This is a genomic window from Streptomyces sp. TP-A0356 (genome assembly GCF_001417775.1).
Lineage (GTDB): Bacteria > Actinomycetota > Actinomycetes > Streptomycetales > Streptomycetaceae > Streptomyces.
On record NZ_BBZJ01000025.1, the window covers coordinates 53,092 to 79,998 of the forward strand.

18 protein-coding genes and 2 pseudogenes are annotated in these 26,907 nt (G+C 70.8%); 13 read left to right on the forward strand and 7 right to left on the reverse strand.

Annotation, left to right across the window (positions count from 1 at the left end):
• Positions 1 to 26: 26 nt before the first annotated feature.
• The 10 genes from ASC56_RS26625 (at position 27) to ASC56_RS26670 (ending at position 12,278) form a co-directional block, all read left to right on the forward strand.
• A complete protein-coding gene (locus ASC56_RS26625; RefSeq protein WP_055494094.1) occupies positions 27 to 1,064 on the forward strand; it encodes an ABC transporter ATP-binding protein in 1,038 nt (345 codons plus the stop codon).
• Positions 1,065 to 1,107: 43 nt separating this feature from the next.
• Positions 1,108 to 2,307: an ABC transporter substrate-binding protein gene (locus tag ASC56_RS26630; protein WP_055494268.1), complete on the forward strand. Its 1,200-nt coding sequence runs from the start codon at positions 1,108 to 1,110 to the stop codon at positions 2,305 to 2,307.
• A gap of 10 nt (positions 2,308 to 2,317) precedes the next feature.
• A complete protein-coding gene (locus tag ASC56_RS26635) occupies positions 2,318 to 3,208 on the forward strand; it encodes an ABC transporter permease (RefSeq protein ID WP_055494095.1) in 891 nt (296 codons plus the stop codon).
• 15 nt (positions 3,209 to 3,223) lie between these two features.
• Positions 3,224 to 4,039: an ABC transporter permease gene (locus ASC56_RS26640; RefSeq protein ID WP_055494096.1), complete on the forward strand. Its 816-nt coding sequence runs from the start codon at positions 3,224 to 3,226 to the stop codon at positions 4,037 to 4,039.
• Positions 4,040 to 4,127: 88 nt separating this feature from the next.
• Complete coding sequence (locus tag ASC56_RS26645; protein WP_199836075.1) at positions 4,128 to 5,123, forward strand: LacI family DNA-binding transcriptional regulator; 996 nt, start codon at positions 4,128 to 4,130, stop codon at positions 5,121 to 5,123.
• Positions 5,124 to 5,234: 111 nt separating this feature from the next.
• Positions 5,235 to 6,575 (forward strand): ABC transporter substrate-binding protein, encoded by a 1,341-nt coding sequence (locus tag ASC56_RS26650; protein ID WP_055494098.1) that lies wholly within the window; start codon positions 5,235 to 5,237, stop codon positions 6,573 to 6,575.
• Positions 6,576 to 6,601: 26 nt separating this feature from the next.
• Complete coding sequence (locus ASC56_RS26655; protein ID WP_055494269.1) at positions 6,602 to 7,555, forward strand: carbohydrate ABC transporter permease; 954 nt, start codon at positions 6,602 to 6,604, stop codon at positions 7,553 to 7,555.
• The gene (locus tag ASC56_RS26660) at positions 7,552 to 8,430 is read left to right on the forward strand and encodes a carbohydrate ABC transporter permease (protein WP_055494099.1); all 879 of its coding nucleotides are present in this window, start codon (positions 7,552 to 7,554) and stop codon (positions 8,428 to 8,430) included. Before ASC56_RS26655 ends, ASC56_RS26660 begins: the two co-directional genes overlap by 4 nt.
• A gap of 34 nt (positions 8,431 to 8,464) precedes the next feature.
• Positions 8,465 to 10,054, forward strand: coding sequence for an alpha-amylase family glycosyl hydrolase (locus tag ASC56_RS26665; protein ID WP_055494100.1), 1,590 nt, complete (start codon positions 8,465 to 8,467; stop codon positions 10,052 to 10,054).
• 46 nt (positions 10,055 to 10,100) lie between these two features.
• Complete coding sequence (locus ASC56_RS26670; protein ID WP_055494101.1) at positions 10,101 to 12,278, forward strand: discoidin domain-containing protein; 2,178 nt, start codon at positions 10,101 to 10,103, stop codon at positions 12,276 to 12,278.
• Between the two features lie 180 nt (positions 12,279 to 12,458).
• Here ASC56_RS26670 and ASC56_RS26675 read toward each other — a convergent pair whose 3' ends face one another.
• From ASC56_RS26675 to ASC56_RS43175, 5 genes and pseudogenes are all read right to left on the reverse strand, one after another.
• Entirely contained in the window at positions 12,459 to 13,883 is a 1,425-nt protein-coding gene (locus ASC56_RS26675; RefSeq protein ID WP_055494102.1) for a M1 family metallopeptidase, read from the reverse strand.
• Positions 13,880 to 17,806 carry a Pls/PosA family non-ribosomal peptide synthetase gene (locus tag ASC56_RS26680; protein ID WP_055494103.1) on the reverse strand — a complete coding sequence of 1,309 codons (3,927 nt, stop codon included), beginning with the start codon at positions 17,804 to 17,806 and terminating at the stop codon, positions 13,880 to 13,882. The genes ASC56_RS26675 and ASC56_RS26680 overlap by 4 nt, the downstream gene beginning before the upstream one ends.
• 428 nt (positions 17,807 to 18,234) lie before the next feature.
• Positions 18,235 to 19,965 carry a SpoIIE family protein phosphatase gene (locus ASC56_RS26685; RefSeq protein ID WP_371330301.1) on the reverse strand — a complete coding sequence of 577 codons (1,731 nt, stop codon included), beginning with the start codon at positions 19,963 to 19,965 and terminating at the stop codon, positions 18,235 to 18,237.
• Positions 19,960 to 20,364: pseudogene (locus ASC56_RS43170) on the reverse strand (PAS domain-containing protein); the annotation flags it as partial. The pseudogene ASC56_RS43170 and the gene ASC56_RS26685, both read right to left, overlap by 6 nt.
• A 21-nt stretch (positions 20,365 to 20,385) precedes the next feature.
• A pseudogene (locus ASC56_RS43175) lies at positions 20,386 to 21,069 on the reverse strand (PAS domain S-box protein); the annotation flags it as partial.
• Positions 21,070 to 21,098: 29 nt separating this feature from the next.
• Here ASC56_RS43175 and ASC56_RS26690 point away from each other — a divergent pair.
• Entirely contained in the window at positions 21,099 to 23,150 is a 2,052-nt protein-coding gene (locus ASC56_RS26690) for a phosphocholine-specific phospholipase C (protein WP_055494105.1), read from the forward strand.
• A 51-nt stretch (positions 23,151 to 23,201) separates the two neighbouring features.
• Positions 23,202 to 24,068 (forward strand): phospholipid scramblase-related protein, encoded by an 867-nt coding sequence (locus ASC56_RS26695; protein ID WP_055494106.1) that lies wholly within the window; start codon positions 23,202 to 23,204, stop codon positions 24,066 to 24,068.
• A gap of 105 nt (positions 24,069 to 24,173) precedes the next feature.
• On the opposite strand, the gene ASC56_RS26700 is transcribed toward ASC56_RS26695, so the two are convergent.
• Positions 24,174 to 25,124 carry a DMT family transporter gene (locus ASC56_RS26700; RefSeq protein WP_055494107.1) on the reverse strand — a complete coding sequence of 317 codons (951 nt, stop codon included), beginning with the start codon at positions 25,122 to 25,124 and terminating at the stop codon, positions 24,174 to 24,176.
• Entirely contained in the window at positions 25,121 to 26,002 is an 882-nt protein-coding gene (locus ASC56_RS26705; RefSeq protein ID WP_079102713.1) for a phosphatase PAP2 family protein, read from the reverse strand. The genes ASC56_RS26700 and ASC56_RS26705 overlap by 4 nt, the downstream gene beginning before the upstream one ends.
• Positions 26,003 to 26,206: 204 nt before the next feature.
• Between ASC56_RS26705 and ASC56_RS26710 the strand changes: the two genes are divergently transcribed.
• Positions 26,207 to 26,821 carry a TetR/AcrR family transcriptional regulator gene (locus ASC56_RS26710; RefSeq protein WP_055494108.1) on the forward strand — a complete coding sequence of 205 codons (615 nt, stop codon included), beginning with the start codon at positions 26,207 to 26,209 and terminating at the stop codon, positions 26,819 to 26,821.
• Positions 26,822 to 26,907: the final 86 nt, after the last annotated feature.

Consider the following 26,907-nt stretch of genomic DNA (forward strand, 5'->3'; position numbering starts at 1 on the left):
AGAGTGCACCAGAAAGGTTCCCGTCCATGGAGGGAAGCGCCATCCGGCTGCGGGGGTTGCGGAAGGAGTTCGGTGGCACCACCGCCGTGGCCGGGGTCGACCTGGAGATAGCCGACGGGGAGTTCTTCTCGATGCTCGGCCCGTCCGGCTCCGGCAAGACGACCGTCCTGCGTATGATCGCGGGCTTCGAGAGCCCCAGCTCGGGAACCGTCGAGCTGGCGGGCCAGGAGGTCACCGGGCTCGCGCCCTTCGAGCGCGATGTGCACACCGTCTTCCAGGACTACGCGCTCTTCCCGCACATGACCGTCGAGCAGAACGTCGCCTACGGCCTCAAGGTCCGCAAGGTGCCCAAGGCCGAACGGCTCCAGCGGGCCCGCAAGGCGCTCGCCGACGTACGCCTCGAAGGCTTCGGCAAGCGTCGTCCGAGCCAGCTGTCCGGCGGTCAGCGTCAGCGCGTCGCACTCGCCCGCGCGCTCGTCGGCCGCCCCCGTCTGCTGCTGCTGGACGAGCCGCTCGGCGCCCTCGACCTCAAGCTGCGGGAGCAGATGCAGGTCGAACTCAAGGCGCTCCAGCGCGAGGTCGGCATCACCTTCGTGTTCGTCACCCACGACCAGGAGGAGGCCCTGACGATGAGCGACCGCATCGCCGTCTTCAACCAGGGCCGCATCGAACAGGTCGGCACGCCCGCCGAGATCTACGAGCGCCCCGCCACCGCGTTCGTCGCCTCCTTCGTCGGCACCTCGAACCTGCTCGACGGCGAGGCGGCCCGGAGGGTCGTCGGCACCCCGGGCACGTACAGCATCAGGCCCGAGAAGATCCGGGTCCTCAAGGAGTCCGCCATCGCGGACGAGCCGCAGCACTCCACCGCCACGGGCACCGTCGCCGAGGTGGTCTACCTGGGAGACGCCACTCGTTTCCTCGTGGACCTCGACGCCGGCGGCCGTCTCACCGCGCTCCAGCAGAACCTGGAGACCTCCTCCGAGGACGTCGCCGCCTATCGCGGCACCCGGGTGCGGCTGCAGTGGCACCGCCGCCACACCGTCCAGGTCCCCGACGCCCGCTGAACCCCCACGCCAGGCCCCTGTCACGTCACGTATGGAGAACGTCGTGCGTCTCACCCGAACCCTCAAGGCCACCGCCGCCGCCGCGGTGCTGCTCGCGGCCACCGCCTGCGGCTCGTCCGGCTCGGGCGGCTCGTCCCCGTCGACGGGCCTCAACCCGCCGGACATGAAGGCGCAGTCGAAGCTGGGCAAGACCGAGGGCCAGGTCAACCTCGTCGCCTGGGCCGGCTATATCGAGAACGGCTCCAACGATCCCAAGGTCAACTGGGTCAGCGACTTCCAGAAGCAGACCGGCTGTCAGGTCCACTCCAAGGTCGCCGCCAGCTCCGACGAGATGGTCAAGCTGATGAAGACCGGCGAGTACGACGCCGTCTCCGCCTCCGGCGACGCCTCCCTGCGCCTGATCGCCTCCGGTGACGCGGCGCCGGTCAACACCGATCTCGTGCCCAACTACAAGGACGTCTTCGGCGATCTGAAGCTGCAGGCGTGGAACTCCGTCAAGGGCAAGGCGTACGGCATCCCGCACGGACGCGGCGCCAACCTGCTGATGTACAACACGGACAAGGTCAAGCCCGCGCCGACCTCCTGGTCCGCGGTCTTCGACGACGCGGCCAAGTACAAGGGCCACGTCACCGCGTACGACTCGCCGATCTACATCGCCGACGCCGCGCTCTATCTGAAGGCCACCAAGCCCGAGTTGAAGATCAAGGACCCGTACGCCCTCGACCAGAAGCAGTTCGACGCGGCGGTCGCCCTGCTGAAGCAGCAGAACAAGAACGTCGGCGAGTACTGGGGCGACTACCTCAAGGAGGTCTCCGCCTTCAAGAGCGGTGACTCCGTGGTCGGCACCGCCTGGCAGGTCATCGCCAACCTCGCCAAGAGCGAGGGTGCCAAGGTCAACGCCTTCGTACCCAAGGAGGGTTCGACCGGCTGGTCCGACACCTGGATGCTCTCGGCCAAGGCCAAGCACCCCAACTGCGCCTACAAGTGGATGGACTGGATCATCTCGCCGAAGGTGAACGCCCAGGTCGCCGAGTACTTCGGCGAGGCACCCTCCAACGCCAAGGCGTGCGACCAGACCAGCGACAAGAGCTTCTGCACCACCTTCCACGCCGCCGACACGGCCTACTGGAAGAACGTCGCCTTCTGGAACACGCCCATCGAGCAGTGCCTCGACGGCCGTACGGACGTCAAGTGCGTGCCGTACGCCAAGTGGGTCCAGGCCTGGACCGAGATCAAGGGCTGAGGGCACGACGATGACCGCAAGCCTGCCTGCCGCCGGACGGACCCCCGTCCGGCGGCTCGCCGGGCTGCTGCACCGCCGTCGGCGGCTGCGGCTGTCCCTCCTGCTGACCGCCCCCCTGCTGTGGCTGGCCGTGCTCTATCTCGGCTCGCTCGGCGTGCTGTTCGTCTCGGCGTTCTGGACGACGAACTCCTTCACCTCCGAGGTGGTGAGGGTCTGGTCGACCGACAACTTCAACGCGCTGCTGACCACACCCGTCTTCCGGCAGGTGATCCTGCGCAGCGTCGGCGTGGCCCTCGCGGTCACCGTCCTGTGCGCGGTGATCGCCTTCCCGCTGGCCTTCTACACCGCGCGGGTCGCTCGCCCCCGGTGGCGCCCCCTGCTGGTGGTGGCGATCCTCACCCCGCTGTGGGCGAGCTACCTGGTCAAGGTGTACGCCTGGCGGCTGATCCTGTCCCAGGGCGGGCTCGCCGACTGGATGCTGAAGCCGTTCGGGATCGGCGGACCCGGCTTCGGCCTGCCGGCGGCCGTCATGACGCTGACGTATCTCTGGCTGCCGTACATGATCCTGCCGGTCCACACGGCCCTGGAACAGCTGCCCGCCGACCTCCTCGACGCGTCGGCGGACCTCGGGGCGCGGCCCGGCCGGACCTTCCGCTCGGTCGTGCTGCCGATGGTGCTGCCGTCCGTCGCCGCCGGTTCCGTCTTCACCTTCTCGCTCAGCCTCGGTGACTACATCACCGTGCAGATCGTGGGCGGCAAGACGCAGCTGATCGGCAACCTCGTCTACTCCAACATCGAACTCAACCTGCCCATGGCCGCCGCGCTGGGCACGGTTCCGGTGGTGGTCATCGTGCTGTACCTGCTGGCGATGCGCCGCACGGGCGCGCTCAGCAGCCTCTAGAAGAGGTCCCTCGTCATGCAACTGTCCCGCTCCGCGCGCATCGCGCTGCGCGTCGCCGCAGGGCTCGGCTTCGCGGTCATCTACGTCCCGCTCGCGCTCGTGCTGGTCAACTCCTTCAACCCCGACCGCAGCGCGAGCTGGCCGCCGCCCGGGTGGACCGTCCACTGGTGGTCGGTGGCCTGGGAGAACGCGGGGGCCCGCAACGCGCTGTGGGTCTCGGTCAAGGCGGGCCTCGGCGCCACCGCGATCGCGCTGGTGCTCGGCACGCTGATCGCCTTCGCGGTGGCCCGGCACCGCTTCTTCGGCCGCGACGCCATCTCCTTCGTGGTCGTCCTGCCGATCGCGCTGCCCGGTATCGTCACGGGCATCGCGCTCAACTCCGCGTTCAGTACGGTCCTGCAGCCCCTGGGGGTCGGCCTCGGCCTGTTCACGGTGATCGTCGGGCACGCCACCTTCTGCATCGTCGTCGTCTTCAACAACGTGGTCGCACGGCTGCGCCGCACCTCCGGCTCCTACGAGGACGCGGCGATGGACCTGGGAGCCGACACCTTCCGCGCCTTCGTCGACGTCACGTTCCCGCTGGTGCGCTCGGCGCTGTTCGCGGGCGCGCTGCTCGCCTTCGCGCTGTCCTTCGACGAGATCGTGGTGACGACGTTCACGGCCGGGCCGGGCGTCGAGACCCTCCCCATCTGGATCTTCAACAACATGACCCGCCCTCAGCAGGCCCCGGTCGTGAACGTGGTGGCGGCGGTGCTCGTCCTGCTGTCGGTGATCCCGATCTACATCGCCCAGCGGATGTCGGCGGACACGGCGACGGAGAGCAGGATCTAGGGGGCGCCGCCTGCGAGGCGGCGCCCCGGTTACGGTTACGGTTACGGTTACGCAAGCCGCTTGCGCTCCTTGCGCTAGTCTTGCGCTCATGACGCGACGACTTGCTGAGGTGGCGAAGAAGGTCGGGGTCAGTGAGGCCACGGTCAGCCGGGTGCTCAACGGGAAGCCCGGTGTCTCCGAGGCCACCCGGCAGGCCGTGCTCTCCGCGCTCGACGTCCTCGGCTACGAGCGGCCCACGCAGCTGCGCGGCGAGCGCGCGCGGCTCGTGGGGCTCGTCCTGCCGGAGTTGCAGAACCCGATCTTCCCCGCGTTCGCCGAGGTGATCGGCGGCGCACTCGCCCAGCTCGGACTGACGCCCGTGCTGTGCACGCAGACCAAGGGCGGCGTCTCCGAGGCCGACTATGTGACGCTGCTGCTGCAGCAGCAGGTCTCCGGCGTCGTCTTCGCCGGCGGCCTGTACGCGCAGGCCGACGCCCCGCACGACCACTACCGCCTGCTCGCGGACCGCAACATCCCGGTGGTCCTGGTCAACGCGGCCATCGAGCACCTCGGCTTCCCGGGCGTCTCCTGCGACGACGCCGTGGCCGTGGAGCAGGCGTGGCGGCACCTCGCCTCGCTCGGCCACGAGCGGATCGGGCTCGTGCTCGGGCCCGGCGACCATGTGCCGTCGGCGCGGAAGCTCGCGGCGGCCCGGACCCTGGCCGACGTTCCCGACGAGTTCGTGGCACGCGCCATCTTCTCCATCGAGGGCGGTCACGCCGCGGCCTCCCGGCTCATCGACCGCGGGGTCACCGGTATCGTCTGCGCCAGCGACCCGCTCGGGCTGGGAGCGGTGAGGGCGGCCCGCCGCAAGGGACTTGACGTACCGTCACAGATCTCGGTGGTGGGCTACGACGACTCCGCGCTCATGAACTGCACCGAGCCTCCGCTGACCACCGTGCGCCAGCCCATCGAGTCCATGGGCCGGGCCGCCGTGGAACTGCTGAACGCGCAGATCGGCGGCACCGCCGTACCCGCGGAAGAGCTGCTGTTCGAGCCGGAGTTGGTGGTACGGGGATCCACCGCGCAAGCGCCGCGCGACTAGAGATCCATCCTTCTGTCAATCAATTACAGAATCTGCGCGACATCTTGCGGAAGGATGTCGGCGGTGCTTGAGTGTGCGGCGCCCACCGCTCCTGCCCAAAGGGGTCCACCGATGAGAAGCACCGGGTTCCGCCGTACCTTCGTCGCGCTCAGCGTCTGTTCCCTCGCTCTCACCGCCTGTGGGTCGAACAGCGACTCCGCCGGCGGCGCAACGCGCATCACGGTCAACTGCATGCCTCCCAAGAGCGCCAAGGTCGACCGCGGCTTCTTCGAGCAGGACATCGCCTCCTTCGAGAAGCAGAACCCGGGCATCGACGTCGTCGCCCATGACGCGTTCCCCTGCGAGGACCCCAAGACCTTCGACGCCAAGCTCGCCGGCGGCCAGATGGAGGACGTGTTCTACACGTACTTCACCGACGTCCGGCATGTCGTCGGCGTCCACCAGGCCGCCGACCTCACGCCCTACATCAAGGAGCTGAAGAGCTACGACACCATCCAGAAGCAGCTGCGCGACATCTACACGGTCGACGGCAAGATCTACGGCGTCCCGCGCACCGGCTACTCGATGGGCCTGATCTACAACCGCAAGCTCTTCCAGAGGGCGGGACTCGATCCCAACAGGCCCCCCGCCACCTGGGACGAGGTCCGTGCCGACGCCAAGAGGATCGCCGCGCTCGGAGGCGGCACCGTCGGATACGCCGACTACAGCGCCCAGAACCAGGGTGGCTGGCACTTCACCGCCGAGATGTACTCACAGGGCGGCGACGTCGTCGGCGCCGACGGCAAGAAGGCCACCGTCGACACCCCCGAGGGCCACGCCGTCCTGCAGAACCTGCACGACATGCGCTGGACGGACGACTCGATGGGCAGCAAGCAGCTCCTCGTCATCAACGACGTCCAGCAGATGATGGGCTCCGGCAAGCTCGGCATGTACCTCTCCGCACCCGACAACATCCCGATCCTGGTGAAGGAGAAGGGCGGCAACTACACGGACCTGGCACTCGCCCCCATGCCCGGCGGCAAGGGCACCCTCATCGGCGGCGACGGCTACATGTTCAACAAGAAGGCCACACCCGCGCAGATCAGGGCCGGCCTGAAGTGGATCGACCACATGTTCCTCACCCCGGGCAAGGGCTTCCTCGGCGACTACGCCCGCGCCAAGAGGGCGAACGCCCCGGTCGGCCTGCCCGAGCCACGCCTGTTCACCGGCGCCGCCGACGCCAGGGACCAGCAGGTCAAGAAGGCCAACGCCAACGTCCCCGTCGAGAACTACCAGGCCTTCCTCGACGGCAACCAGCAGCTGACGATGAAGATCGAGCCGCCCCAGGCCCAGCAGATCTACTCCGTGCTGGACAGCGCCGTCTCCGCCGTCCTCACCAAGAAGGACGCCGACATCGACCGGCTCCTCAAGGACGCGTCCGGCAAGATCGACGGCATCCTGGCCCGGGGCTGACGGCGATGACCCCCGGGGTGACCCCGATGACCAAGGCCGCGGCCCGGCCCGTCGAGGCGATCGCCGTCCGTCCCGTCCAGGCGCCGTCCCCGGCGGGGGGCCGGGGGCGGCGCCGCCTCGCCGACCAGTCCGGCGCGTACGCCTTCCTGCTGGGCGGCCTGCTCTGTTTCGCGCTGTTCTCCTGGTACCCGGCGATCCGCGCGGTCGTGATCGCGTTCCAGAAGTACACACCGGGCTCCCCGCCCGAGTGGGTCGGCACCGCCAACTTCACCCGGGTCCTGCACGACCCCGAGTTCACGGCGGCCTGGCGCAACACCCTCACCTTCACCCTGCTCGCGCTCCTCATCGGCTTCGCCGTGCCGTTCGTGCTGGCGCTCGTCCTCAACGAACTGCGGCACGCCAAGGCGTTCTTCAGGGTCGTGGTCTATCTGCCGGTGATGATCCCGCCGGTGGTGAGCGCCCTGCTGTGGAAGTGGTTCTACGACCCCGGAGCCGGCCTCGCCAACGAGGCGCTGCGCTTCCTCCAGCTGCCCACCTCGAACTGGTCCAACGGCGCCGACACGGCCCTGGTCTCCCTGGTCGTCGTCGCCACCTGGGCCAACATGGGCGGCACGGTCCTCATCTACCTGGCCGCGCTGCAGGGCATCCCGGGCGAGCTGTACGAGGCGGCCGAGCTCGACGGCGCGAACCTGCTCCAGCGCATCCGGCACGTGACCATCCCGCAGACCCGGTTCGTGGTCCTGATGCTGATGCTGCTTCAGATCATCGCCACCATGCAGGTCTTCACCGAACCCTTCGTGATCACGGGGGGCGGTCCGGAGAACGCGACCGTCACCGTCCTCTACCTGATCTACAAGTACGCCTTCCTCTACAACGACTTCGGTGGCGCCTGCGCCCTGAGCGTGATGCTGCTCGTGCTGCTGAGCGCCTTCTCCGCGGTCTATCTCCGCCTGACCCGCAGTGCCGGGGAGGTCTCATGAGCAGCACCCGCACGCTGGTCTCGCCGCTCACCCTGTCCCGCCCGCGCGGCAAGGCCGCCTACTGGACCGTGTTCACGGGTGTCGTCCTGCTCTTCGCGCTCGCCTTCCTCTTCCCCGTGTACTGGATGGTCACCGGCGCCATGAAGTCACCGGACGAAGTGGTGCGCACCCCGCCCACCCTCGTTCCGGACCACTGGCACCTCAGCGGCTACACCGACGCATGGGACCTGATGCAGCTGCCGACCCACCTGTGGAACACGGTCGTCCAGGCGGCCGGCGCCTGGCTGCTGCAGCTCGTCCTGTGCACGGCCGCCGCCTACTCGCTCTCCAGGCTCCGGCCGGTCTTCGGCAGGGTGATCCTCGGCGGCATCCTCGCCACCCTGATGGTCCCGGCCCAGGCCCTCGTCGTACCGAAGTACCTGACCGTCGCGGACCTCCCGCTGATCCACACCAGCCTGCTCAACGACCCGCTCGGCATCTGGCTGCCCGCCGTCGCCAACGCCTTCAACCTCTATCTCCTCAAGCGGTTCTTCGACCAGATCCCGCGGGACGTCCTGGAGGCCGCCGAGATCGACGGCGCCGGCCGGCTGCGCACCCTGTGGTCGATCGTGCTGCCGATGTCCCGGCCGGTCCTGGGAGTCGTCTCGATCTTCGCGTTGGTCGCGGTGTGGCAGGACTTCCTCTGGCCGCTGATGGTCTTCTCCGACACCGACAAGCAGCCGATCAGCGTCGCGCTCGTCCAGCTGTCGCAGAACATCCCGCTGACCGTGCTCGTCGCCGCGATGGTTATCGCCAGCATCCCCATGGTCGCGATGTTCCTGGTCTTCCAGCGGCACATCATCGCCGGGATCAGCGCAGGCAGCACGAAGGGCTGACACAGCCACCCCCTTCACAGAAAGGCAACGCACCGTGGGACAGCCCACCCCTGCCCGCCCACAGCACGACTGGTGGCGCACCGCCGTCATCTACCAGGTGTACGTCCGCAGCTTCGCGGACGGCGACGGCGACGGCACCGGCGACCTCGCGGGCGTCCGCGCGAGGCTGCCCTACCTCGCCGAACTCGGCGTGGACGCCCTCTGGTTCAACCCCTGGTACCTGTCGCCGCTGAAGGACGGCGGCTACGACGTCGCCGACTACCGCGCCATAGACCCCGCCTTCGGCACCCTCGCGGAGGCCGAGAAGCTCATCGCGGAGGCACGGGAGTCGGGCATCCGCACGATCGTCGACATCGTCCCCAACCATGTCTCCGACCAGCACCCGTGGTTCCGCGCCGCCCGCGCGGGCGGCCCCGAGCGCGCACTGTTCCACATCCGCCCGGGCCGCGGGCCGCACGGGGAACTGCCGCCGAACGACTGGCAGTCCCAGTTCGGGGGCCCCGCCTGGTCACGGCTCGACGACGGCGAGTGGTACCTGCATCTGTTCGCCCCCGAACAGCCCGACCTCGACTGGTCCCACCCGGTGGTCCGCCAGGAACACGAGGACGTCCTGCGGTTCTGGTTCGACCGCGGCGTGGCGGGCGTGCGCATCGACTCCGCGGCCCTGCTCGCCAAGGACCCGGACCTGCCGGACTTCGTCGAGGGGCGCGACCCGCATCCGTACGTCGACCGCGACGAACTCCACGACGTCTACCGCTCCTGGCGCGCGATCGCCGACGAGTACGGCGGAGTCTTCGTCGGCGAGGTCTGGCTCCCCGACAGCGAACGCTTCGCCCGCTATCTGCGCCCCGACGAGCTGCACACCGCCTTCAACTTCGCCTTCCTCACCTGCCCCTGGGACGCGGCCCGGCTGCGTACGGCGATCGACGAGACCCTCGCCGAGCACGCGCCCGTCGGCGCGCCCGCGACCTGGGTGCTGTGCAACCACGACGTGACCCGCACGGTCACCCGGTACGGCCGCGCGGACACCGCTTTCGACTTCGCCACCAAGGCCTTCGGCACCCCCACCGACCTCGCCCTCGGCACCCGCCGAGCCCGGGCCGCGGCCCTGCTCTCGCTCGCTCTGCCGGGGTCCGTCTACGTCTACCAGGGTGAGGAACTGGGTCTGCCCGAGGTGGAGCTGCCGCCGCACCGCATCCAGGACCCGATGCACTTCCGCTCGCACGGCGTCGACCCGGGGCGGGACGGCTGCCGGGTGCCGCTGCCCTGGACGGCCGACGCGCCGTACGCGGGCTTCGGGTCGCAGTCCGAGCCCTGGCTGCCGCAGCCCGTCGGATGGTCCGCGTACGCCGCCGACGTCCAGGCCGCCGACCCGCGCTCGATGCTCTCCCTCTACCGCCGGGCGCTACGGCTCCGGCCCGCCTTCGGTGACGGCCCGCTCACCTGGCTGGCCGCCCCGGACGGCGTCCTTGCCTTCACCCGCGCGGAGGGCGCGATGTGCATGGTCAACCTGGCCGGCACGCCCGTCGACCTGCCCGTGCACTCCGCACTGCTGCTCAGCAGCGGCCCGCTGGACCCCCAGGGGCGGCTGCCGAGGGACACGGCGGCCTGGCTCCGCGGCTGAGGCCGCATCCGCTGTCCCCGAACCCCCACCAGGAAGGGATCAGCACATGCACAGCACCAGGTTCAGATCCGTCCGGCGCATGCCCGCCATCGGCGCGACCGTCGCCCTGACGGCCGGCATGCTCGTCACCCTGGCCCCCACCGCGCACGCGGCCCCCGGGGCCACCCTGCCCTTCACCTCGGTCGAGGCCGAGTCCGCCGGCACCACCGGCACGAGGATCGGCCCCGACTACACCCAGGGCACCCTCGCCTCGGAGGCGTCCGGACGCCAGGCCGTACGGCTGAGCGCCGGCCAGCGCGTCGAGTTCACCGTGCCCCGCGCGGCCAACGCCGTGAACCTCTCCTACAGCGTCCCCGACGGCCAGTCCGGCTCCCTCGACGTGTACGTCAACGGCACCAGGCTCGCGACGACCCTGGCCGTCACCTCCAAGTACTCCTACATCAACACCGGCTGGATCCCCGGCGCGAAGACCCACCACTTCTTCGACGACGCGCGCCTGCTGCTGGGCCGGAACGTCCAGGCCGGCGACAAGATCGCCTTCGTGGCGACGAACGTCCAGGTCACCGTGGACGTCGCCGACTTCGAGCAGGTCGCCGCGGCAGCCACCCAGCCCGCCGGGTCGGTGTCCGTCACCTCCAAGGGCGCCGACCCCAGCGGCCAGGGTGACTCCACCCAGGCCTTCCGGGACGCCATCGCCGCCGCCCAAGGGGGAGTGGTCTGGATCCCGCCGGGCGACTACCGGCTGACGTCCTCGCTGAACGGCGTCCAGAACGTCACCATCCAGGGCGCCGGCAACTGGTACTCGGTCGTGCACACCTCGCGCTTCATCGACCAGTCCAGCTCCTCCGGCAACGTCCACATCAAGGACTTCGCCGTCATCGGCGAGGTCACCGAGCGCGTCGACTCCAACCCCGACAACTTCGTCAACGGCTCGCTCGGCCCGAACTCCACCGTCTCCGGCATGTGGATCCAGCACATGAAGGTCGGCCTGTGGCTGATGGGCAACAACGACAATCTCGTCGTCGAGAACAACCGGATCCTCGACACCACCGCCGACGGCCTCAACCTCAACGGCACCGCGCACGGCGTCCGCGTCCGCAACAACTTCCTGCGCAACCAGGGCGACGACGCCCTCGCCATGTGGTCGCTGCACTCCCCGGACACCAACAGCAGCTTCGAGAACAACACCATCTCGCAGCCGAACCTCGCCAACGGCATCGCGATCTACGGCGGCACCGACATCGCGGTCAGGAACAACCTGATCTCGGACACCAACGCCCTCGGCAGCGGCATCGCGATCTCCAACCAGAAGTTCCTGGACCCCTTCTACCCGCTGGCCGGCACGATCACGGTCGACGGCAACACACTGGTGCGCACCGGGGCGATGAACCCCAACTGGAACCACCCGATGGGCGCCCTGCGGGTCGACTCCTACGACAGCGCCATCAACGCCACCGTCAACATCAGCAGCACCACCATCACCGACAGCCCCTACAGCGCCTTCGAGTTCGTCTCCGGCGGCGGCCACGGCTATCCCACGAACAACGTCACCGTCAGCGGTGCGCAGGTCACCAACACCGGCACCGTCGTGGTCCAGGCCGAGACACCGGGCTCGGCGAAGTTCAGCAACGTCCAGGCAACCGGCGTGGGCTCGGCGGGCATCTACAACTGCCCCTACCCGGCCGGCTCCGGCGCCTTCACGGTCACCGACGGCGGCGGCAACTCCGGCTGGAACAGCACCTGGTCGGACTGCTCGACCTGGCCGCAGCCGGGCCAGGGCAACCCGGCCCCCGATCCGAACCGCAACCTCGCCAAGGGCCGCCCGGCCACCGCGACCGGCTCGCAGGACGTCTACACGCCCTGCAAGGCGGTCGACGGCGACGCGGGCAGCTACTGGGAGTCCACCAACAACGCCTTCCCGCAGTCGCTGACGGTCGATCTCGGTTCGGCGCAGGCCGTGCGCCGGCTGGTGCTGAAGCTGCCACCGTCCTCGGCCTGGGGGGCGCGCACCCAGACCATCACCGTGCTGGGCAGCAGCGGCGGCTCGAACTACGCGACACTGGTCGGCTCGCAGGGGTACCGCTTCGACCCGGCGACCGGCAACACGGCGACCGTCTCCCTGCCCAGCGGCACCAGCCTGCGCCACCTGCGGCTGACGGTCAGCGCCAACACCGGCTGGCCGGCAGGCCAGTTCAGTGAGGTGGAGGCGTATCTGACGCCATGACCCTCGCCGCCCCGCGCTGCGCCGCCCTGATCTGTCCGTGCCCATGGGTCACACGGGTCCGCGGTCCGGCGGAGCGCGGGGCGATCCGGGGCCGGCACCCCCTCGAACTCGGCGCCCACTCCAGGGCCGACGAGCCCTTGACGCGGCACCCCGGAGCCTGCCCGTCCCAGAAGGAAGAGCTCAGGCCTCTTCACTCTCGGGCCGGGCGTGGGGCAGTGACGGCAAGGTCTTCTCGTACAGCCAGGCGCGCAGCAAAGGCTCGGCCGTGCGGGGCGCGTACCGCTCGGCGTGGGCGAGGAAGGCGGCGGTGCCGGCACTGGCACCACGGTGCTCGTCGTGCCAGGCGCGCATCATGGCGAAGAAGCGGTCGTCGCCCATCGTGAGACGCAGCGCATGGAGCGCGCACGCGCCGCGGGTGTAGATGCGGTCGTCGAAGATACGGCGCTCACCGGGGTCGGCGATCCGCAGGTCCTGCGCGTTCCCTTCGAGGTAGCCCCACTCCTCCCGGGCGATCATGTCGGCCGTGTCCTCGCCGATGTGCTCGGACCAGAGCCACTCGCAGTAGGTGGCGAAGCCCTCGTTGAGCCAGATGTCCCGCCAGTCCCGCAGGCTCACGCTGTTGCCGAACCACTGGTGGGCGAGTTCATGGGCGACGAGCGTCTCCCAGCCCCGCGCGCCGTCGATGTGGTTGCTGCCGAAGACGGACAGCGTCTGGTTCTCCACGGGCTCGTCCAGTTCCGCGTCCACGACCACCGCGCCGTAGGACTCGAAGGGGTACGGGCCGAACCAGCCGGTGAACGCGCCGAGCATCTGCGGCTGGCGCGCCAGATCGTAACGCGCCTGCTCCGCAAGGGAGGTGGGGTAGGAGTTGCGCCCGGTGACGATCCGGCCGGTCGCGCTGTCCCGGGCCTGCCAGCTGTCGTGGCTGAATCGGCCGGTGTACACGGCGGCGAGGTAGGGGGACATGGGGCCGGGGTGGTGGTACGTCCAGCACTCGGTGGATCCGTTGCCGCGCCGCTCCCGCAGTGTTCCGTTGGCGAGGGCGTGGTGGCCGTCGGGCACGGTCACCCGGAAGGTGAACTCGGCCTTGTCGTCCGGGCGGTCGTTGCACGGGAACCAGGAGGGGGCGCCGAGTGGCTGGGCCGCCACCAGCGTTCCGTTGTGCTCGTCGCCGGTGCGGTCCCAGCCGATGGAGCCGAACGGCGTGTGCACGGGTTCCGGCCGGCCACCGTAGCCGACCTCCACGGTGAAGGGCGTACCCGCCGCCAGCAGGCGCGGGGTCGTCAGGAACAGCTTGTGCTGCCTCTGCCTGACGTGGACCCCGACCCCGTCGACCCGGGCGGTGTGCACCGTCAGCCGGGCGAGATCAAGCTCCACCCGTCGCAGTGGCCGGTCGGCCACCGCACGGATGCGTGCCCGGCCGTCCAGCATGCCGCTGGACGGGTCGTAGGCCAGACGCAGGTCGTAGGAGACGGTGTGGTGATCGTACGATCCATGGCTTGCGAAGTAGCGATCGGCCGACCTCAGCATCTGGTCCGCGGCCGTTGCCGCGAGCGGAACGAGCGCGGCGCCCCGGATCAGTGCACGCCGGGTGCACCGCGTCATGCCGCTTCACCCCCGGCGAGCGGGGTGGCGGGGCGGGCTGCGGGCGCGCCCGCGATGGGGTTGCCGGCCCAGCGCGTTGCGTCGGGCACGGTCTCTCCCCGCATCACGAGCGAGGACGCGCCGATCGATGTGCCGGTGCCGATCGCGGTACCGGGCAGGGTGATGCTGTGCGGTCCCAGGGAGGCCCCCGCGGCCAGGTGCACGGTGTCCATCCGCATGATGCGGTCGTGGAACAGGTGCGTCTGCAGTACGCAGCCGCGGTTGACGCTGACCGCGTCGCCGAGGGTGATGAGATCGGTCTCCGGCAGCCAGTAGCTGTCGCACCACACCCCGCGTCCGATGCGGGTACCGAGGCTTCGCAGCCACCAGTTGAGTGCCGGCGTCCCCAGGAAGGACCGCACCGCCCATGGCACGGCCAGGGACTCCACGAACGTGTCGAACAGTTCGTTGCGCCACACGAACGACGACCACAGCGGGCGCTCGCCCGGCCGGAACCGGCCCACCAGGAGCCACTTGGCACCGGTGGCCGTCAGACAGGCCGCCACGCCCGCCGCCAGCAGCAGCGGAGCGCCGACGAGCGCCGCCAGGGGCAGGCCGCCCCGGTTCAGGGCGTCCTGCTCGCCCAGCAGTACGCACTCGGCCAGCACCACGCCGAGCGTCACCGGCAGCAGGCGGCACACCTCCACGGCCGCGCGCGCCGCCACCAGCCGCCGGGGCGGGGCGAACGTGCGCGCCGGGTCGGTGTTGCCCGGCACCCGGGGCAAGGGCATCGCGGGCCGCCCGATCCACGACATGCCGGGCCTGCCCTGTGCCGGTGCGTCGGACAGCACGCCCACCAGGCCGCGGTCGGCGACCTCCCGGCCGGCGCCCACGATGCCGGAGTTGCCGACGAACGCGCGCGTACCGATGCGCACTTGCCCCAGCCTCATCCAGCCGCCGCGCAGCTCGAACGGCGCGACGAGCGTGTCGTCGGCGAGGAACGCCCCGTCCTCCACGTGCAGCAGGGAGGGCAGGGGCAGCACGGTCGAGATCTCGGCGCCACGGCCGACGCGTGCGCCCAGCAGACGCAGCCAGTGCGGTGTGGCCAGGCTGGCATAGAGGGGGAACAGACTGCTCCGCGCGCCGTCGAGCAGCCGGGTCACCAGCCATGCCCGCCAGGCCACTCCGCCGTCCGCACGATACAGCCCCGGCTTGATCGACCGGCTCAGAAGCCGCACGGTGAGCGCGACGATCAGCATCCAGCACGTCGTCGACAGCACCGCGAACAGTGGTGCGGCGGTCAGCAGGGGCAGCGCCGCGGCCGACAGCGTCGACACATGGCGCACCAGCAGGTACATGGTGAACAGAGCCGGTGCGGCCGCCAGCGCCGGCAGCAGCGGCAGTGCGGCGAGGGAGAGCGCGTAGGCGAGATGCCAACGGCGCCGGCGTACGGTCGGCGGCGCCGGCCAGCCCTCGGCCGCGATCCGTTCGGCCTGCTCGGCCGGCCGGGCGGGGGACCCGGTCCAGCTGTGGCCGTCCGGGATCCGGCCGTCCAGGCAGCTTCCGGCCGTCAGTTCCGCATCGCGGCCCACGACGGCGCCCGGCAGCAGCATGGCGCGGTGGCCCACGCGCGCACCGGCGCCGATGGTGACGCTCCCGATGTGCAGCGTGTCGCCGTCGAGCCACCAGCCCGAGATGTCCGCCTCGGGCTCGACGCTGCACCCGTCGCCCAGCTCGGCCAGCCCCGTCACCGGGGGCATGGCGTGCAACCGGACGTCACGGCCGGTGGTGCAGCCCAGCAGCCGGGCGTACAGGGCGGCCCACGGCGTGCCGAGCAGCGACGGAACGCCGAAGACGGCCACCGCGCGTTCGGCGCTCCACAGCCGCAGATGGGTGCTGCCGCCCCGCGGATGGGCGCCGGGAGTGAGGGAACCGGCCAGCGTGCGGGCCAGGCCCGCCCCGATCACGCAGCGCAGCGGCGCGCTGAACAGCACCACCCAGCCAGCGAGGACCAGCAACCATGAGGTGTGCGGCGTCCAGGCGAGCGGGGCGGCCCAGCCGAGGACGTTGTCCGCCGCCGCCAGTACGACCAGGCCGCGCAGTCCCGCGATTCCGTGAGCGGCCAGTTGAACAAGGAACTGGACGACGCCGGTCCGCCTCGGTACCGGCCGTGGGGGACGTACCTCGCCCGTGGTCCCGGCCAGGGAGTCGAGATGCTCGGCCATGCGGTGCAGCACGGAATGACGGTAGAGGTCGGCGACGGACAGGCCCGGATAGTGCTCCCTCAGCACCGAGGCCATACGGGCGGCGGTCAGGCTGGTGCCGCCGAGGGCCACGAAGTCGCTGTCCGGGCCGGGACGGCGGCCGAGCAACTGCTCCCACACGTCCGCCAGCCGGGCGGCCGTCCCCTGCAGCCGGGGCGCCGGGCAGTCCGGGTCGCCGTCGTCGGGGAGGGACACCGGCCAGGGCAGGGCCTTGCGGTCGACCTTGCCGGAGGCACGGGTGGGCAGGTCCGCCACCTCGACCAGGACGGGCACCAGCTGTCCGGGCAAGCGCTCCGTCAGCAGGGCCCTGGCCTTGTCCGACTGGAAGGCCGACCGGCCGTCGGCGGACAGCTCCGGCACCACATAGCCCACCAGCACCTGGGTGTCGGCCACCGTGGTCTGCACGGCCGCCGCCGCACCGCGCACCCCCGGCAGGGCGAGGAGGGCCGCGTCGATCTCCCCGAGCTCGACGCGCCGGCCGCCGAGCTTGACCTGGTCGTCGGCGCGCCCGACGAACACCAGGCCCTCGGCATCCGCGCGCACCAGATCGCCCGAGCGGTAGGCGCGCGGCGAGTCCAGCGCGGGGCAGGGCCGGAAGCGTTCCGCGTCCTTGACGGGGTCGAGGTAGCGCGCGGTGCCGGCCCCTGCGATGACCAGCTCGCCTTCCTCCCCGTACGCCACCGGCTGCCCGGCCTCGTCGACCACCGCCAGCTGCCAGCCGGCCAGCGGCAGCCCGATACGGACAACTCGACCCGGTTCCAGGCGGGCGGCGCAGGCCACGACCGTGGTCTCGGTCGGCCCGTAGGTGTTCCACATCTCCCTCCCGGGCCCGGCGAACCGGTCGACGAGCCCCGGAGGGCACGCCTCTCCGCCCAGGATCAGCAGCCGTACCCGTCGCAGCGCCTCCTCGGGCCACATCGCCAGCAACGTGGGCACGGTGGAGACGACGGTCACGTCACGTTCGAGAAGCCAGGCGCCGAGGTCATGGCCGGCCCGCACCAGCGAGCGCTCGGCCGGGACGAGGCAGGCGCCGTGCCGCCACGCCAGCCACATCTCCTCGCAGGAGGCGTCGAAGGCGACAGACAGTCCGGCGAGCACCCGGTCCCCCGGACCCAGCGGCCGCTCCTGCAGGAACAGACGTGCTTCGGCGTCGACGAAGGCCGCGGCGGACCGGTGGGTGACGGCGACGCCCTTGGGGGCACCGGTCGAACCGGACGTGAAGATGATCCATGCGTCGTCGTCGGGAGCGGGCGTCCGACGGCCCGCCGCGGTCGCCCCGGACGGCACCGTGAGCTTCTCGGGCTGCGGATACGGCCCGAGGACGGCGCAGACCCGGGCCTCGTGGAAGACGGTGGCGGCCCGCTCGTCGGGATCGTCGGCGTCGACCGGCACATAGGCGGCTCCGCAGCGCAGCACCGCGAGGATCGACAGATACAGCTCCGCGGTACCCGACGGCACCCGGACGCCCACCCGGTCGCCGGGGCCGATCCCGTGGTCGGCGAGCCGCTGGGCGCGTTGGACGACCTCGGCACACAGATCGTGGTAGGAGAGCACCTCCAGGCCTGTGTCCAGAGCGGGCGCGTGCGGGTGTGCCGTGGCGGTGGCCTCCAGTATGTCGATCAGGGTGCGCGGTGAAGGGGCTTCCCCGGTGCGGAACAGAGCCCGGTCGCCAGGCGACACGGACGGCTCGGAAGGCGGCTCAAGCGCGGGCGAAGACAATGACGTGCCTCTGAATTTGGTACCGGCGGGCGCGAAACCCTTGACGGTCCAACAGATGCCACGTCATGCGGCGAGGTTCACCATCTCCTCGCAAGTTAGTGGAATCGAACGCGGGGCAGTCGGGTGAAGATCCCTATTTCAAAGGGTGGACCGCCCGATTCCAAACCAGCTCATGGGAGAAAATTGGTGATGCGCAAACACTACGTTCGGCCAGCTCGGGTGGCTGACGTCGATACTTCCTGTACTCTGCGATTTCGGCAAGGAATTGACCAGAGAATGGTTTGAGTTCATCGGGCGGGTCGTGGTGAACCGCTTTCCGTGTCGTCAAGTGGAGGCGAACGAGGGGACGTTGCGCCCATAGGCGGAGCCACACTCTTTGAGCGTGCTCATCATGCCGTTGGTTCATTGGGCGTGAGGGCCAGTTCGGCCCAGATGGTCTTTCCGGAGCGGGTGTGGCGGCTGCCCCAGCGCTCGGAGAGCTGGGCGACGATGAGGAGGCCCCGGCCGCCTTCGTCGGAGAGACGGGCACGCCGCAGATGCGGGGCCGTGCTGCTGGCGTCGCTGATCTCACAGATCAGGGCCGTGTCACGGATCAGCCGGAGGTGGACCGGCGGCGAGCCGTAGCGCAGGGCGTTGGTGACGAGCTCGCTGACCACGAGCTCGGTGACGAAGGCGGCCTCTTCCAGATGCCAGGCGGCAAGACGCTCGCAGACGAGTTCGCGGGCCAGGGCGACGACGGACGGCTCGGCGGGCAGCTCCCAGGTGACGACGCGATCGGCGCCCAGGGCCCGGGTCCGGGTCAGGAGGAGGGCCACGTCGTCCGTGCGGGCTTCGGGGAGCAGATCGCGCAGCACCCGTTCACACGTCTCCTCCAGCGGGCGGGGAGGGTCGGCGAGGGCGGCACACAGCAGGTCGCAGGCCTCGTCCGCGTCGCGTGCCGGGGATTCGATCAGCCCGTCGGTGTACAGGGCCAGAACGCTGCCCTCGGGGAGATCGAACTCCCCGACCTCGAACGGCAGACCACCCAGGCCGAGCGGCGGCCCGGCCGGCACGTCCAGGAGGCGGACCTCGCCGTCGGGCGTCGCCAGTGCCGGCTGGGGGTGGCCGGCCCGGGCCATGGCGCAGCGACGGGACACGGGGTCGTACACCGCGTACAGGCAAGAGGCGCCGACCTCTCCCGGGCTGTGGCCGGGGTGGTCGGCGCCGTCCGCCGGCTCCTTGCGGTCGAGGCGCAGGACGAGGTCGTCGAGATGGGTGAGCAGCTCGTCGGGAGCCAGGTCCACGTCGGCCAGGGTGCGTACGGCCGTGCTGAGCCGCCCCATGGTGGCGGACGCCCGGATACCGTGACCGACCACGTCGCCCACCACGAGTGCCACCCTGGCACCCGACAGGGGGATGACGTCGAACCAGTCACCACCGACGCCGGCACCGGCGTGGGAGGGCAGATACCGGGAGGCGATCTCCACGGCGGGGTGGTGCAGGGCGGGGTGCGGGAGGATGCTGCGCTGCAGGGCGAGCGCGGTGGCGTGTTCCCGGCCGTAGCGGCGGGCGTTGTCCACGAGCACCGCCGCGCGGGCGCCGAGCTCTTCGGCGAGCAGCAGGTCGTCCTCCTCGAAGGGGGCCGGGTTGCGGTGGCGGAAGAAGAGCGCCAGCCCCAGAGTCACCCCGCGTGCCCGCAGCGGCACCGCCATGAGCGAGTGGATCCCGTAGGTGCGGAGGCTGCCGGTGCGCTCGGGCGAGCTCGTCTCCCACCACTGCAGGATGTCCTTGGCCCGGTGCAGGGCGCCCCGGCCGGCGGCGAGGGCGTGCCCGGGCGGGGAGTCCTCCGGATAGGTGTAGGTCCCTCCGAGCGGGACCACCGACTCGGGGCACCCCGGCAGGACGGAGCGCTGGGCCGTGCGACGGAAGACCAGGAGGCTGTGCGGGTCGGCGACCGTCTCCTCGTCCCTGAGGACGCTGTCGAGCAGATCCACCACGGCGAAGTCGGCGAAGTGGTCCGTGCTGACCGCCGCCAGCTCATCGGCTGTCCGGCTGAGGTCGAGGGTGGTGCCGATCCGCAGCCCCGCCTCCGTGAGGACGGCCAGGCGCTGCCGGGCACGGAACTGCTCGGTGGTGTCCACGGCGGCCGCCGACAATCCGCAGATCTGCCCGGCGGTGTCGCGCACGGGGTACAGCGACATCAGCCAGACGCGCGGGCCGGGACCGTGGGAGCCGGGCGAGTGCGCCTCGAACGTCACCGCGTTGCCGGTGCGCAGCACTTCGCTCACGGCCTCGCTGATGCGCGGCAGGCCCTGCAGGGTGTCCCCGGACCCGGACTCTCCGATGGGCCAGCCGAGGAGTTCATGGGCCGGCCGTCCCGTCTCCCGCCCCATGGCGGCGTTGACCTCCAGCCTCACCCCCCTGCGGTCGTACAGGGCCATGGGCAGCGGAAGCTGGTCCAGCGCCCATTGCTTGAGCAGCGCGGCATCCGGTTCGCCGCGGTCCTCCGCGGGGGCGGTGCCGGGTGGCCGGGGAGCCACGGCCGTGAGGGACCAGTACGTGTCCCCGGCCGTGCTGTGCAGGGGGTGGGCCTGGAGCGTCAACGACAGGGTGTGACCGTCCCGATGACATACGGTGACACGGCCGCTCCAGCTCTCCCGCCCCGCGCAGTCGCGCCGCACGGCCTCCGGCAGGGGCCCGGCCAGCAGATCGGTCGCCTTCCGGCCCACCACCTCGGCGGGCTCGTACCCCAGGAGTCGGCCGGCGCCCGTGCTCAGCGCGATCACCACGCCCCGCGGACCCACCACGGCCGCGGCCTCCGCCGCCGGCTCCCGGCGCGTCGAGTGAGGCCCCTCCGGGATCGCGGACCCCTTCGCCATGTCCACTGTCCTCGTCTGTCGTCCGGGGTCGGTACCGCGTGGAGTCAGTGATCGGCCATCCACCGCACTGGTGTCCAGGCTGCTCCTGCGGTCATGCAATCTCAACCGCTGCTCACGGCCGGGCGGCGACGCTGGAACGGTTCCGCGCGCGGCCCCCACCGCGGGAAACGGGATCCGTGACGGAACGCGTTCCCCGCGCGCCGCCGCCCCGTATCCGACCAGGCGCGATGACTTGGGGAGGTCCTGCTCCGCGCCGCATCTGCCGTACCGGCGACTTTCACTTCGGGGCCACCGCACCCTTTCCTGACGTTTGGTGCTCCTGGAACACTCCCTTCGCGCAGGTTCCCTCATCATCGGGCGACACATGCCCCGTCAGGACAAGAGGTCACCCCTTCATGCCTCATGTGAATCGGCGCCGTTTCCTCCAGCTCGCGGGCGGCACCGCCGCGTTCACCGCGCTCTCCAGCAGCATCGAGCGTGCCGCGGCCCTTCCCGCGCACCACCGCTCCGGCACCGTCGAGGACGTCGAGCACATCGTCGTCCTGATGCAGGAGAACCGTTCATTCGACCACTACTTCGGCACCCTGAGAGGCGTCCGCGGCTTCGGCGACCCGCACCCGGTCACCCTCCAGAACGGCAAGCCGGTGTGGCACCAGTCCGACGGGACGAAGGAGATCCTGCCCTTCCGTCCCGACGCCGACGACCTGGGCCTGGCGTTCATCCAGGACCTCCCGCACGGCTGGAACGACGGGCACGCCGCCGTCAACGGGGGCAAGTACGACAAGTGGGTGCCGTCCAAGTCCTCGACGACGATGGCGTACCTCACGCGCAAGGACATACCGTTCCACTACGCGCTCGCCGACGCCTTCACCATCTGCGACGCGTACCACTGCTCGTTCATCGGCTCCACCGACCCGAACCGCTACTACATGTGGACCGGGTACACGGGCAACGACGGCAAGGGCGGCGGCCCGGTCCTCGGCAACGACGAGGCGGGCTACAGCTGGACGACCTACCCCGAGCGCCTGGAGAAGGCCGGGGTCTCCTGGAAGATCTACCAGGACGTCGGCGACGGGCTGGACGCGGCGCACTCCTGGGGCTGGATCCAGGACGCCTACCGCGGCAACTACGGCGACAACTCGCTGCTCTACTTCAAGCAGTACCAGAACGCGGGACCGGGCGACCCCCTCTACGACAAGGCCCGCACCGGCACCGACGCCCGCAAGGGCGAGGGCTTCTTCGACCAGCTCAAGGCCGACGTGAAGTCCGGCAAGCTGCCGCAGATATCCTGGGTCGTCGCCCCCGAGGCCTTCACCGAGCACCCCAACTGGCCCGCCAACTACGGCGCCTGGTACGTCTCCCAGGTCCTCGACGCGCTCACCTCCGACCCCGAGGTGTGGGCGAAGACGGCTCTGTTCATCACGTACGACGAGAACGACGGCTTCTTCGACCACCTCGTCCCGCCGTTCCCGCCGGCCTCCGCCGCCCAGGGCAAGTCCACGGTCGACGCCGGTCCCGACCTCTTCAAGGGCGACGGCAGCCACCCGGCCGGCCCCTACGGGCTCGGGCAGCGCGTGCCGATGCTCGTCGTCTCGCCCTGGAGCAAGGGCGGATTCGTCTGCTCCGAGACCCTCGACCACACGTCGATCATCCGGTTCATGGAGCGCCGCTTCGGTGTCCAGGAACCCAACATCTCGCCCTGGCGGCGCGCGATCTGCGGTGACCTGACGTCCGCGTTCGACTTCTCCCGCAAGGACGCCAAGCCGGTCTCCCTGCCGAGCACCGACGGCTACCAGCCGCCGGACCACAACCGCCACCCCGACTACGTTCCGACCCCGCCCGCTCACCCGGCCCTGCCCAAGCAGGAGCGTGGTCTGCGGCCCTCGCGCCCGCTCAAGTACGCGCCGATGGTGGACGGTTCGGCGAACACCGCGGCCGGGACCCTCACGCTCACCTTCGCCTCCGGCAGGCACTCCGGTGCCGCCTTCCTCGTCACGTCCGGCAACCGCACCGACGGCCCGTGGAGCTACACCACCGAGGCGGGCAAGACCGTGTCGGACACCTGGAACTCGGCCTACTCCAACGGATCGCACGATCTGACCGTGCACGGCCCGAACGGCTTCCTGCGTGTCTTCAAGGGGCGCGGCAAGCAGGCCGGACCCGAGGTCGTCGCGCGGCACGCCGGCGACGACGTCGAGCTGACCTTCACCAACAAGGGCTCCGGCACGGTGAAGCTCAAGGTCACCAGCGGGCATGGCGGGCACGCCACGACCGTCACGGTACGGTCCGGTGCCACCGTGCGGCACAGCTTCGACCTGAGCGCGAGCAGGCGCTGGTACGACCTCACCGTGACGTCCGACGCCGACCCGTCGTTCCTGCGCCGCTTCGCCGGGCACGTCGAGAACGGGAAGCCGGGTGTGAGCGACCCCGCGATCGTCACGCAGTAGGGCACGCCAAGGCCGATGGGTCACCGGGGGCGCTGGGGGTAGTGTGCCTCGGTGACCACACAGTCGAACACACCTGCAGGCTGGTACCCGGATCCGCACGGCGCGCCCCGGACGCTCCGCTACTGGGACGGCGCGCGGTGGACCGAGCACACCCACGCGGACCAGTCGGGCCAGGCCGCCGCACAGGTGCCGCAGCAGGCGCCGCCGGTGCAGCAGCAGTCGCAGCAGGCGTACGGTCAGCAGGCCGCGGCTCCCGACCCGCGTGTCCAGCGCCAGGTGCAGCAGCAGGCCGGGGTCGCCGCGAGCGGCCCCGGCGGCGGCACCCTGTTCACCGAACCGGTGCTGGTCGTCAATCAGAAGGCCAAACTGATCGAGCTGACGAACGAGTACACCGTCTTCGACCAGAACGGCAACCAGCTCGGCTCGGTGACGGAGATCGGGCAGAGCGCGCTGAAGAAGGCGATGCGCTTCGTCTCCAGCGTGGACCAGTACATGACGCACAGACTGGAGATCCGCGACGCCCACGGGCAGCCGCAGCTGATGCTGACCCGGCCCGCCAAGATCTTCAAGTCGCGGGTGGTCGTGGAGCGTCCGGACGGTCAGGCCGTGGGCGAGATCGTCCAGCAGAACATGATCGGGAAGATCCACTTCGCGATGAACGCGGACGGCCGGCAGGTCGGTGCGATCAAGGCGGAGAACTGGCGCGCCTGGAACTTCGCGATCGTCGACCACGCCGACAACGAGGTCGCCCGGATCACGAAGACCTGGGAGGGACTGGCGAAGACGATGTTCACGACCGCGGACAACTACGTGCTGCAGATCCACTACCAGCTGCCCGAGCCGCTGCGGAGCCTGGTCGTGGCCACGGCGCTGACCGTGGACACGGCGCTCAAGCAGGACTCCCGGGGCCTCGGCTGACGCTTCGGCAGGGATACCGGACCTCGGCCGGTCCGGAGGGTGGCAGGAGCGGCCGACGCGTGTCCGTACGTCGGCCGCCCTTCGTTCACCGTGGCGTGACGTCGTTCACAGCGCGGTGAGATGCTCCGCCGCCGCGGGCTTCGGCTGCTGGGACGGCAGCGAGCGCTCGTAGTCCGGCTCGGGACGAGGGGTGTCGGCCGGTGCCGGGACCGCACGCGACAGGGTCACCACGCCCCATGACGCCAGGCCCGCCCCCGCCGCGGCGAGCAGCAGGCCCGCCGCGCCGCCCTGGAGGCGTTCGCCCAGGAGGCAGAGGCCGATCACCGCCGCCGCGACCGGGTTGGTGAGGGTCACGACCGCGAGCGGTGCGCCGAGGCCGTCGCGGTACGCGGCCTGCGACAGCAGCAGGCCACCCGTCGCGAACACCGCGACCAGCAGGGCCACCACGGCCACCTGCGCGCTGAGCACCGGCTCCGAACGGTCCGTGGCCGCCACGGTCACCGTCTGCGTGAGCGCCGAGGCGACACCGGACGCGAAGCCGGAGGCGGTGGCGTGCCGCAGCCCGGGGCGGGCGCCCGAGGGAGTCCCTCCGGTCGAGCGAAGCCGAGGCCGGGGGAGGGAGAGCGTGCCGATCAGGACGGCCGTCGTGCCGGCCACGGCCAGCGCCTGCGGCAGGCTCAGCGCGTCGTCGGGTTCGGGCCCGGACGCCGTCACCAGCAGCGCGGCCAGACCGACCAGGGTGAGGGCCGTGCCCCGCCACTCCACGGCGCTAACCCGGCGTCCCGCCGCCCGCGCCCCCAGCGGCACCGCGGCGACCAGGGTGAGCGCGCCGAGCGGCTGGACCAGCGTCAGCGGGCCGAACTTGAGCGCGGCGACGTGCAGCAGCGCCGCGGAGGCGTTCAGCACCACCGACCACCACCAGGCGCCACGCGTGAGCAGCCGCAGCACACCGGTGCCGGAGGTCCGGGCGGCGAGCCGCTCCTGGGCCACGGCGGCGGCCGCGTACGCGACGGCGGAGAACAGGGACAGGACGACGGCGAGGACGGTGGCGCTCATCGGCCCGCCCCCACCAGTCCGGGACCGTCGGCCGTCGTCGGTGTGCCGGCCGCCGTGCCCGGCGCGCCCGAGGTGTCTTGGGTGACCGTCGTGGGCTCGGGGAACCTCGGTGACGGCACCGTGCGTGGCACCGCCGTGGACCCCGGGCGCGATACCGGCGACGGCGCGCGGACCACCGCCGACGCGACGCCGAGCAGGACAACCGCCACGATCGCGTCCAGCCAGTAGTGGTTCGCGGTGCCGACGATCACGACCAGGGTCAGCAGGGGATGCAGCAGCCACAGCCACCGCAGGCGGGACCGGGTCGCGACGATCAGACCGATCGCGATCATCAGTGCCCAGCCGAAGTGCAGCGATGGCATGGCGGCGAACTGGTTCGCCATCGAGTCGGTCTCGGGCCGGGCACCGTACACCGTCGGCCCGTACACCTGCCCGGTGTCCACCAGGTGCGCCACGTCCAGCATCCGCGGCGGGGCGAGCGGAAACGTGAGGTGCAGCGCCAGCGCCGCCCCGGTGACCAGGGCGAGGACCCGGCGGGCCCACACATAGTGGGCCGGCCGCCGCAGGTACAGCCAGACCAGGAAGGCCGCGGTCGCCGTGAAGTGGACGGCCACGTAGTAGAGGTTCGCGGCGCGGACGAGGGCGTCGCCGTGCAGCAGTGCGGACTGCACGGCGCCCTCGCCCGGCAGACGCAGGGAGCGTTCCCAGCCCCAGACGCGGTGCGCGTTGCCCAGGGCCTCGGCGGTGTGGCCGTTCGCCAGTTGCCGACCGAACTTGTACACGAGGAAGAGCCCCGCGACCAGCAGGAGTTCACGGACGAGGGGCGGCCGGCGTATGGCGGCCGCCCCCTCACTCTCAGGCTCGGCGCGGGATTCCATCCCCCGGCCCCCTTGCTGACGGTATGTGCGTTGGGGTGGTGCGTGGTGAGCCCAGGACAGGGTCCACTCGACAGACGAGTGGGTCCTGTCCAAGGCTCATCGATACGCCAGTGTACCGATACGCCCTCGTACCGGTACACTGGCGTATCGATATACTGGGTGGAGCGGCCCACCCAGCCGCGACCACGACCGAGGAGCCATGCCATGACGTCGCAGGCAGCGGACGCGCCGGAGACGGCCGTAGCCTCGCGCCGCTCCAAGCTCACGCCCGAGCGCGAACAGGAGTTCTTCGACGCCGTCCTCGACCAGATCCGCGAATGCGGCTACGAGGCGGTCACCATGGAGGGCGTCGCCGCCAGCACGCGGTGCAGCAAGTCGACGCTGTACCGGCAGTGGAAGACGAAGCCCCAGTTCGTGGCCGCCGCCCTCAGATCCGACCGCTGCGTGCGGTTCGCGGGCGTCGACACCGGTTCGCTCGCCGGGGATCTGCGCGCCGTGGCGCGGGCCGCGGCCGAGTGGTCCGGCCGTGACACCAAGCTGCTCCAGGCCCTCGGTCACGCTGTGATGCAGGACAAGGAGCTCGCGCAGGCGCTGCGCGAAGCCCTCGTCGAGCCCGAGATCAGGGCCCTGCAGGAGATCGTCCGGCGCGGGGTCGAGCGGGGGGAGGTGCCCGCCGGCCACCCGGCGCTGGAGTTCCTGCCCGCACAGCTGCTCGGCGTGCTGCGCGTGCGCCCCATCCTGGAGGGGCGGTACGCGGATGAGGAGTACCTCGCACGCTTCGTCGAGGCCGCGGTGCTGCCCGCACTCGGACTGACCTGAGACCCAGGCCCCGTCCGTGGGATGACCGGACGTCGGCCTGCTCGCGCCGCACCGTGGGGACGGGGGCGGCGCGCACCCCCGGTCGG